Raw genomic sequence first — 9,012 nt, forward strand, 5'->3', positions numbered from 1 at the left:
GGCCGCCGACGCGCTCAGCGGCACGAGCGCCAGCAGGGTCAGGGCGGCCGGCAGCGGAAGCGGCCGGCCGGTGGCGAGGAAGTCCGTCGCGGCGCCGTCGGAGGGCATGCCGGTGAGGTCGCCGCGCAGGTGGAGGAAGACCAGCAGGGCCAGCAGCGAGCCCAGCGCGCAGGACAGCGCAGTGGTGGCCGCGGAGACCGCCATCAGCCGGGCGGGGCCGAGACCGATCGCCGACAGGCCGGGCCGGGGCCGGGTGCCCGGATCGGTGCGGGCGACCGCGACCGCGAAGTACACCGTGGCCGCCAGCGGGACCGCGCACCAGGCCAGCCGGAGCGCCGAGGAGGCCGGGTCGGGGTGGCCCAGTGCGTGGCCGAGGGTGCTGAGCAGCAGGAAGCCCGTGCCCGCGGACGCGGCCGCGACCAGGAGCCGGCGCAGCTGGACGGCGGTGTGGGCGCTTCGGGTCAGACGGAGAGCGAGCACGCCGCCCGGCCTTCCGTCTCGGCCGCCACGGCGACCGGCGGCAGATGTACGGTGCGCACCCGTCGCCCGTCGAGCAGCGACACGGTGCGGTCGGCGAGGGCCGAGGTCTGCGCGTCGTGGGTCGCGAGGACCACGGTGATGCCGTGCGAGCGGGCGGCGGTGGTGAGTGTGCGCAGCACGTGGCCGCGGTCGACGCGGTACAGCGGGGCGGTCGGCTCGTCGGCGAACAGCACCGAGGGCGCCGGGGCGAGGGCGCGGGCGATGCACACCCGCTGCCGCTCCGCCTGCGTCAGCTCCTCCGGGTACCTGCGGGCCTTGTCGCCGATGTCGAGGCGCTCCAGCCACTCCAGGGCCGCCGTCCTGGCGCGGCGCCGGTCGGTGCCGCGCAGCATCAGCGGCAGGGCGGCGTTCTCCCGGACGTTCAGTTCGGGCACCAGCACCGGTTCCGGGTCGATCCAGCCGAAGCGGTCCCGGCGCAGCCGCTCGCGGGCGACGGGGCTCATGGTGTGCACGGGCACGCTGTTGAACCAGACCTCGCCGCTCTTCGCGGGCAGCAGGCCGGACAGACAGTGCAGCAGGGTCGTCTTCCCGCTGCCGCGCGGGCCGCCGACGGCGAGGATCTCGCCCTCCCGGACGCCGAGCGAGACCCCGCTCAGTCCGGGCGAGCCGTCGTCGTACCGGTAGTGCAGGGCTCGCGCCCAGAGCACGTCGTTGTCCGGTGGGGCCACCATGGCGTACACCTCGGTTCGGATCGGAAATGCCGTGCGCTCTTCGGGTAAATCCCCCGTCCGGGGGAACGAAGGCAGGGCCGATCGGTCACTGGAACGCTAGGCAGGCCGCGGCGGGAGGCCGGACAGCACACGGCCCCGGGCGCCCGTTTCTCACTCGAACGGGCGGACCGGGGCCGGTGTTGATCATCCAAAGGGAAGATCGGAAACCCGATCGGCCTACAGCTTGGTCCAGGCCTCCGAGAGGGTCGCGCGCAGGATCTGCTCGATCTCGTCGAAGGTCTCCTGGTTCGAGATCAGCGGCGGGGCGAGCTGGACGACCGGGTCGCCGCGGTCGTCGGCCCGGCAGTACAGGCCGTTCTCGAAGAGCTTCTTCGACAGGAAGCCGTACAGCACGCGCTCGGTCTCGTCCGCGTCGAAGGACTCCTTGGTGTTCTTGTCCTTGACCAGCTCGATGCCGTAGAAGAAGCCGTTGCCGCGGACGTCGCCGACGATCGGCAGGTCGTGCAGCTTCTCCAGGGTCGCGCGGAAGGCGCCCTCGTTGTCGAGCACGTGCTGGTTGAGGCCCTCGCGCTCGAACAGGTCGAGGTTGGCGATGCCCACCGCCGCGGAGACCGGGTGGCCGCCGAAGGTGTAGCCGTGCAGGAAGGTGTTCTCGCCCTTGTAGAACGGCTCGGCGATCCGGTCGGAGACGATGCACGCGCCGATGGGGGAGTAGCCCGAGGTCATGCCCTTGGCACAGGTGATCATGTCCGGCACGTAGCCGAACTTGTCGCAGGCGAAGGTCGTGCCGAGGCGGCCGAAGGCGCAGATGACCTCGTCGGAGACGAGCAGCACGTCGTACCGGTCGCAGATCTCGCGCACCCGCTGGAAGTAGCCGGGCGGGGGCGGGAAGCAGCCGCCCGCGTTCTGCACCGGCTCCAGGAAGACCGCGGCCACCGTGTCCGGGCCCTCGAAGAGGATCTGCTGCTCGATCTGGTCGGCGGCCCAGCGGCCGAACGCCTCCGGGTCGTCACCGTGGATCGGCGCCCGGTAGATGTTGGTGTTGGGCACCTTGTGCGCGCCCGGCACCAGCGGCTCGAAGGGGGCCTTGAGAGCCGGCAGTCCGGTGATGGACAGGGCGCCCTGCGGGGTGCCGTGGTAGGCCACCGCGCGGGATATGACCTTGTACTTGGTCGGCTTGCCGACGAGCTTGAAGTACTGCTTGGCGAGCTTCCAGGCGGTCTCCACCGCCTCGCCGCCGCCGGTGGTGAAGAAGACCTTGTTGAGGTCGCCCGGCGCCTCGTGCGCGAGCCGCTCCGCCAGCTCCACGGCCTTGGGGTGGGCGTAGGACCACACGGGGAAGAAGGCCAGCTCCTGGGCCTGCTTGGAGGCGGTCTCCGCGAGCTCCTGGCGGCCGTGGCCCGCCTGCACCACGAACAGGCCCGCGAGGCCGTCGAGGTAGCGCTTGCCCCTGTCGTCGTAGATGTGGGTGCCCTCGCCCCGGACGATGGTGGGGACGGGGGAGTTCTCGTACGAGGACATGCGGGTGAAGTGCATCCACAGGTGGTCGTACGCGGACTTGCTGAGGTCGTCGGTGCTCACGGTTATCGGGTTCCCCACATGTAGGTCTGCTTCTTGAGCTTGAGGTAGACGAAGCTCTCGGTGGAGCGCACTCCGGGAACGGCCCGGATGCGTCGGTTGATGACCTCAAGGAGGTGGTCGTCGTCCTCGCAGACGATCTCGACCATGAGGTCGAAGGAGCCCGCGGTCATCACCACGTACTCGCACTCGTCCATGGCGGTCAGCGCGTCGGCCACGGACTCCACGTCGCCCTCGACGTTGACCCCGACCATCGCCTGGCGGCGGAAGCCCACGGTGAGCGGGTCCGTGACGGCGACGATCTGCATCACGCCCTGGTCCAGCAGCTTCTGCACCCGCTGGCGCACGGCCGCCTCCGACAGGCCCACGGCCTTGCCGATGGCGGCGTACGGCCGGCGGCCGTCCTCCTGGAGCTGCTCGATGATGGCGAGGGAGACGGCGTCCAACTGGGGACCGCCGCCGTTCTTGGACTCGCGGGAGTCCCTCGGGTCTGCGCTTCGACTGGCCACGGTGCCACTGTGCACGACGTATCGACAGTTTCGCAAGGCTCAATCGATGAATTTCGTTGTCTGGGACGTCTTAGCTTGCGGATTTCGCAGGAGTGGAGCGGGTGGGGGTGTTGAAAACGTCAGTCCTCGGTTTAGGGTGGGTGTCTCAGAGGTTGGACACCGGTCATTTCTTGACGCACCGGACACCTCGGACATCCACGAGGAGCACCAGGAGGGCCTGCAGTGAGCACCGAGCTGCGTCGTCTGCGCAACTACATCGGCGGTGAGTTCCGGGACGCCGCCGACGGACGGACCACCGAGGTGGTCAACCCCGCGACGGGCGAGGCGTACGCGACCGCTCCGCTGTCCGGGCAGGCGGATGTGGACGCCGCGATGGCGGCCGCCGCCGAGGCGTTCCCCGGCTGGCGCGACACCACCCCGGCCGAGCGCCAGAAGGCCCTGCTGAAGATCGCGGACGCCTTCGAGGAGCGCGCCGAGGAACTCATCGCGGCCGAGGTGGAGAACACGGGCAAGCCCACGGGGCTGACCCGCACCGAGGAGATCCCGCCGATGGTGGACCAGATCCGCTTCTTCGCGGGCGCGGCGCGGATGCTGGAGGGCAAGGGCGCCGGCGAGTACATGGAGGGGCTGACCTCCTTCGTGCGCCGTGAGCCGGTCGGCGTCTGCGCCCAGGTCGCCCCCTGGAACTACCCGATGATGATGGCCGTGTGGAAGTTCGCCCCGGCGATCGCCGCGGGCAACACGGTCGTCCTGAAGCCCTCGGACACCACCCCGGCCTCCACCGTCCTCATCGCCGAGATCCTCGGCTCGATCCTCCCCAAGGGCGTCTTCAACGTCGTCTGCGGCGACCGCGACACCGGCCGCCTCATGGTCGAGCACCCCACCCCGGCGATGGCGTCCATCACCGGTTCGGTGCGCGCGGGCATGTCCGTCGCCGAGTCCGCGTCCAAGGACCTCAAGCGGGTCCACCTGGAGCTGGGCGGCAAGGCCCCGGTCGTCGTCTTCGAGGACACCGACATCGCCAAGGCCGTCGAGGGCATCTCCGTCGCGGGCTTCTTCAACGCCGGCCAGGACTGCACGGCCGCCACGCGCGTGCTCGTCCACGAGTCCATCCACGACGAGTTCGTCTCCGCGCTCGCCGAGGCCGCCGCCGACACCAGGACCGGCATGCCGGACGACGAGGACGTGCTCTTCGGCCCGCTCAACAACCCCAACCAGCTCAGGCAGGTCGAGGGCTTCATCGAGCGGCTGCCGGCGCACGCGCGCGTGGTCGCCGGCGGCAAGCGCGTCGGCGACAAGGGCTTCTTCTACGCCCCGACCGTCGTCTCCGGCCTCGAGCAGGACGACGAGATCGTCCAGAAGGAGGTCTTCGGCCCGGTCATCACCGTCCAGCGCTTCACCGACGAGGACCAGGCCGTCGAGTACGCCAACGGCGTCGAGTACGCGCTGGCCTCCTCGGTGTGGACCAAGGACCACTCCCGTGCGATGCGGATGTCCAGGAGGCTCGACTTCGGCTGCGTGTGGATCAACACCCACATCCCGCTGGTCGCGGAGATGCCGCACGGCGGCTTCAAGAAGTCCGGCTACGGCAAGGACCTCTCGGCGTACGGCTTCGACGACTACACGCGCGTCAAGCACGTGATGACGTCGCTCGACGGATAGGTGCCGAAGCCCCGGCCCCGGACGGTGTGCCACCGTCCGGGGCCGAGGTGTCTCCAGGGGCGAACCCCATTTTTGAACATGTTCAACTCTCGGCGTACGCTGCTGCCATGAGCGACAGAGCCGCCCTGCTCAAGGGCATTCGCGCCTGGCTGGTCTTCTTCGTCGTCTGCCTGGTGCTCAGCGGCGCCACGGCCTTCCCGCTGGTGCACGAACTGCGCTGGACCGAGGACCTGCTCCGGTCCCTGTCCGTGCCGGAGCACCTCCCCGCCCTCATGGACTGGATCGGGCGCGTGCGCCAGGGGCTCGACACCGCCGACGCCGAGTACCCCTTCCTCCTCTACGGCACCGACTGGCTCGCCTTCGCGCACCTCGTGATCGCGGTCGCCTTCTACGGCCCCTACCGCGACCCCGTCCGCAACATCTGGGTCGTCGAGTTCGGCATGATCGCCTGCGCCGGCATCATCCCGCTCGCCCTCGTCTGCGGCCCGATCCGCGGCATCCCCTTCTGGTGGAGCGTCATCGACATGGCGTTCGGCGTGTTCGGCGTGATCCCGCTGTACGCCGTACGCCGGAGGATCAAGCGGCTGGAGGCGCTCACGCCCAACCCGGCACCCGTCCCCGCTACTTGAGGGCGGCCTCCCGGATCCGGTCGGCGACCGGGTTCGACGCCGTGTCCTTCGCGTCGGTGTCGGAGAGCGAGTACACGAGGGTGCGGCTCAGGTCCTCGGTCGCGGCGATCATCGTGCTGTAGCCGGGGCGGGCACCGCTCTTGAGCCAGTAGACCGTGCCCCGGTGCTCCCAGCGGGTCAGGCCCGCACTGTAAGCGGCGCCCTCGATGCCCGCCGGGACCGTGAACATCTCCCGCAACTGCGGTCCGGGCACGATCCGCCCGCCGAAGAGGGCCGTGACGAGCCGCTCCAGGTCGGCGGTGGTCGAGATCATGTCCCCGGCCGCCCAGCGGTCGGCCACGTTCCACTCGGTGACGTCGACCAGCCGGGTCGTCCCGTCCGGTCGCTCGACCGCCTGGTAGCCGTGGTGGTGCGGTCCCCGGATGCGGGGGTCCGTGCCGGGGAAGTACGTGTGCCGCATCCCGGCGGGGCGCAGCACGAGCCTGGTCACCTCGGAGGCGTACGACCGCCCGGTCACCTTCTCGATCAGCAGGCCGAGGATCGTGTAGTTGATGTTCAGGTACTGCTGCTGGTCGCCGGCGTCGAACGCCGGCCCCTGCGCGACCGCCGTCTCCACGACCCGCCGCGGGGTGAGCGTGTCGTAGCGGTGCGCGTACTGCTCCTCGAAGGTGTTCCCCCAACTGACGCCCGGCTGGATGCCGCTGGTGTGGTTCAGCAGGTTCCGCACCGTGACGGGCGTGGTGAACTCGGGGCCGAGCAGGCCGGGCAGGTAGCGCTCGATCGACGCGTCGAGGTCGACCTCGCCCTGCGCCGCGAGCCGGAGGACGGCGGCGGCCGTCACCACCTTGGTCGTCGAACCGGCCCTGAACCGCGCGTCCGGGTCGGCCGCCCGGCCGCTCGCCAGGTCCCGCACCCCCGAACTGCCCTGCCAGGAACCCCCGGTACCGCCCAGCCGGACCAGTGCGGCGGTCGTGGTCGTGTCGGGCAGCCCCCCGATCGCCTCGCACAACGCCTGGTGGGACGGTGCGGTACCGCACACGGGCGCCCGCGGGGCGGGCGAGGCGAACGCGGGCGCGGCGAGCGGGCCCGCGCCCAGGGCGAGGACGAGGGAGGCGGCGAACAGGGCGGTACGGCGGCGGGAGTGCATCGGCTGCTCCTCGGGGGGAGTTCGGCGGAAGGACGTGATCATCCTCCGGCCGTGCGGGCCGCCTCCGGATCGTCGTCGGGGAGGGCGCCCGCCCTGGTGCACCCCCGAACAACTCCCCCGGGAACGCAGGGGAGTTGTCAGGGTTCACCCCTAAGGAGCCTGCCGCCCCGACCGGTTCCCGGACTCACGCAGCGCGCACAGGACGTCGATGCGGTTGGTGGTGATCGAGTCGACGCCCAGGGACAGCAGGCGGCGCATGGAGCGGCGGGTGTCCGGGGTCCAGACGGAGAGCAGGTAGCCGGCGTGGTGGACGCGGTCCGCGAGAGCACGGTCCACCAGGCCGAAGCGGTAGTTCAGCCAGCGCGGCCGGATCGCCTCCAGCAGACCGGCGCGGGCCGGTGCCAGGGTCGTGCGGGTGAGCGCGATCTCGGCGGACGGGTCCGCCGCCCGTACGGCGAGCATGGCGGGGGCGCCGGCGCAGTAGTAGACGCGGTCCTGGGCCTCCCGCTCGCGCACGGCGTCCACGACCCGGCGCATCGCGCGGACGTCCGGCGTGCCGGGCAGGTCGATCATCACCCGGCCGCCGTCCGTCGCGGCCAGCGCGTCGGAGAGCGTGGGCACCCCGTCGTCCGTGACCGCGCGCACCTCCTCCCACGACAGCGACAGCAGCGGACGGTCGTGCCCCCAGAGCCGCTTCAGCGTGCCGTCGTGCAGCAGCACCGGGACACCGTCCCGGGTGAGGCGCACGTCGATCTCCACCGCGTCCGCACCCCGGTGGAGCGCGGACCGCAGCGAGGCGAGGGTGTTCTCGCGGACGCGGTAGGGGTCGCCGCGGTGGGCCACGGCGGTCACGTTCTGCATGGCGGCCCTTCGCGGGGTGGTCAGGAGGCGAGCCAGGACGCGGTGTAGGTGTCGATCTCGGCGGCCAGCCGCGCCTTGCCGGCCGGGTCCATGAACGACGCCTCGACCGCGTTCTTCGCCAGGCCGGCCAGTCCCCGCTCGTCGAGCTCCAGCAGCCGCGCGGCGACCGCGTACTCGTTGTCGAGGTCGGTGCCGAACATCGGCGGGTCGTCGGAGTTGACGGTGACCAGGACGCCGGCCCGGGTGAACTCCTTTATGGGGTGCTCGTCGAGGTCGGTCACCGCGCGGGTGGCGATGTTGGAGGTGGGGCACACCTCCAGCGGGATGCGCCGCTCGGCCAGGTGCTGGAGCAGCTTGGGATCACGGGCGGAGCTGGTGCCGTGCCCGATGCGCTCGGCGCCCAGCTCGTTGAGCGCGTCCCACACGGTCTCCGGTCCCGTGGTCTCGCCGGCGTGCGGCACGGAGTGCAGACCGGCGGCGATCGCGCGGTCGAAGTACGGCTTGAACTGCGGCCGGGGCACACCGATCTCGGGCCCGCCGAGACCGAAGGAGACCAGGCCCTCCGGGCGCAGCCGGTCGTCGGTGGCGAGCCGCACGGTCTCCTCGGCGGACTCAAGACCGGCCTCGCCGGGAATGTCGAAGCACCAGCGCAGCACCGTCCCGAACTCGGTCTCGGCCGCCTTGCGGGCGTCCTCGATCGCGTCCATGAAGGCACGCTCGTCGATGCCGCGCCGGGTGGAGGAGAACGGGGTGATGGTCAGCTCGGCGTACCGCACCTGCTGCCGGGCCAGTTCACGGGCCACCTCGTAGGTCAGCAGCCGTACGTCCTCGGGGGTGCGGATCAGGTCGACGACGGACAGGTACACCTCGATGAAGTGGGCGAAGTCCGTGAAGGTGAAGTAGTCGGCCAGGGCCTCGGGGTCGGAGGGGACCTTGGAGTCGGGGTGGCGGGCGGCCAGCTCCGAGACGATGCGGGGGGAGGCGGACCCGACGTGGTGCACGTGCAGTTCGGCCTTGGGCAGCCCGGCGATGAAGGCGCGCAGATCGCGTGGGACGCACGGCTCGACGAGACGGTCGGTCAAGGTTCCTCCCCGGAACGGCGCCCCTTCGACCGCGCGAGCGGCGGGACGCGGATGATCGGCTGATCGGTGACTCGGGGTCATCGTAGGCGGTCGGGGAAGGGGGCGCGGGCAGGTACGGGACGGCGGAGCCGTAGCATGGCCGGACGATCGAGGGCCGAGGGGGAACTCCAGATGACGGACGCGACGCAGCCGGGCGGGGACACGGGCGCCGGCGACCCCTGGGCGGCCCCGGAGGACAGGACCTCACTGGACAAGGACCGCACGTCCGGCGCCGGCCGGCCGCCGCAGGCCCCGGCCACGCCGACCGTCGCCGACGGGCTGCCCGCGCCGCAG

General features: G+C 71.3%; 8 protein-coding genes and 2 pseudogenes. 3 read left to right on the forward strand and 7 right to left on the reverse strand.

The window, feature by feature from the left end; translation table 11 throughout:
- The 4 genes and pseudogenes from B7767_RS09875 to B7767_RS09890 form a co-directional block, all read right to left on the reverse strand.
- Window positions 1–480 (reverse strand): annotated as a pseudogene (locus B7767_RS09875) (hypothetical protein); the annotation flags it as partial.
- On the reverse strand, window positions 462–1,211 hold the full coding sequence (locus B7767_RS09880) for an ABC transporter ATP-binding protein (protein ID WP_085571863.1): 750 nt from the start codon (window positions 1,209–1,211) through the stop codon (window positions 462–464). The pseudogene B7767_RS09875 and the gene B7767_RS09880, both read right to left, overlap by 19 nt.
- 216 nt (window positions 1,212–1,427) lie before the next feature.
- The gene (locus tag B7767_RS09885; protein WP_085571864.1) at window positions 1,428–2,792 is read right to left on the reverse strand and encodes an aspartate aminotransferase family protein; all 1,365 of its coding nucleotides are present in this window, start codon (window positions 2,790–2,792) and stop codon (window positions 1,428–1,430) included.
- 2 nt (window positions 2,793–2,794) lie between these two features.
- The gene (locus tag B7767_RS09890) at window positions 2,795–3,313 is read right to left on the reverse strand and encodes an Lrp/AsnC family transcriptional regulator (RefSeq protein WP_030866046.1); all 519 of its coding nucleotides are present in this window, start codon (window positions 3,311–3,313) and stop codon (window positions 2,795–2,797) included.
- 207 nt (window positions 3,314–3,520) lie between these two features.
- On the opposite strand from B7767_RS09890, the gene B7767_RS09895 reads away from it, so the two are divergent.
- Together B7767_RS09895 and B7767_RS09900 are read left to right on the forward strand one after the other, a co-directional pair.
- The gene (locus B7767_RS09895; protein WP_085571865.1) at window positions 3,521–4,960 is read left to right on the forward strand and encodes a gamma-aminobutyraldehyde dehydrogenase; all 1,440 of its coding nucleotides are present in this window, start codon (window positions 3,521–3,523) and stop codon (window positions 4,958–4,960) included.
- 107 nt (window positions 4,961–5,067) lie between these two features.
- Entirely contained in the window at window positions 5,068–5,589 is a 522-nt protein-coding gene (locus B7767_RS09900; RefSeq protein WP_085571866.1) for a hypothetical protein, read from the forward strand.
- Here the strand turns inward: B7767_RS09900 and B7767_RS09905 are convergent.
- The 3 genes from B7767_RS09905 to B7767_RS09915 all read right to left on the reverse strand — a co-directional run bounded on the left by B7767_RS09905 (window position 5,582) and on the right by B7767_RS09915 (window position 8,679).
- The gene (locus B7767_RS09905; protein WP_085571867.1) at window positions 5,582–6,736 is read right to left on the reverse strand and encodes a serine hydrolase; all 1,155 of its coding nucleotides are present in this window, start codon (window positions 6,734–6,736) and stop codon (window positions 5,582–5,584) included. The two genes, B7767_RS09900 and B7767_RS09905, sit on opposite strands and share 8 nt — an antisense overlap.
- A gap of 150 nt (window positions 6,737–6,886) precedes the next feature.
- Window positions 6,887–7,597 carry a glycerophosphodiester phosphodiesterase gene (locus B7767_RS09910; RefSeq protein ID WP_085571868.1) on the reverse strand — a complete coding sequence of 237 codons (711 nt, stop codon included), beginning with the start codon at window positions 7,595–7,597 and terminating at the stop codon, window positions 6,887–6,889.
- 20 nt (window positions 7,598–7,617) lie between these two features.
- Window positions 7,618–8,679, reverse strand: coding sequence for an adenosine deaminase (locus B7767_RS09915; protein ID WP_085571869.1), 1,062 nt, complete (start codon window positions 8,677–8,679; stop codon window positions 7,618–7,620).
- Between the two features lie 135 nt (window positions 8,680–8,814).
- Between B7767_RS09915 and B7767_RS09920 the strand changes: the two are divergent.
- A pseudogene (locus tag B7767_RS09920) lies at window positions 8,815–9,012 on the forward strand (hypothetical protein); the annotation flags it as partial.

This window comes from Streptomyces sp. 13-12-16, assembly GCF_002114215.1.
Taxonomy (GTDB): Bacteria; Actinomycetota; Actinomycetes; order Streptomycetales; family Streptomycetaceae; genus Streptomyces.

Excerpts from the sequence above, each read along its gene's own strand:
- B7767_RS09880 (WP_085571863.1), bottom strand. The coding sequence starts at position 1,211 with ATGGTGGCCCCACCGGACAACGACGTGCTCTGGGCGCGAGCCCTGCAC.
- B7767_RS09900 (WP_085571866.1), top strand. The coding sequence starts at position 5,068 with ATGAGCGACAGAGCCGCCCTGCTCAAGGGCATTCGCGCCTGGCTGGTC.
- B7767_RS09905 (WP_085571867.1), bottom strand. The coding sequence starts at position 6,736 with ATGCACTCCCGCCGCCGTACCGCCCTGTTCGCCGCCTCCCTCGTCCTC.
- B7767_RS09910 (WP_085571868.1), bottom strand. The coding sequence starts at position 7,597 with ATGCAGAACGTGACCGCCGTGGCCCACCGCGGCGACCCCTACCGCGTC.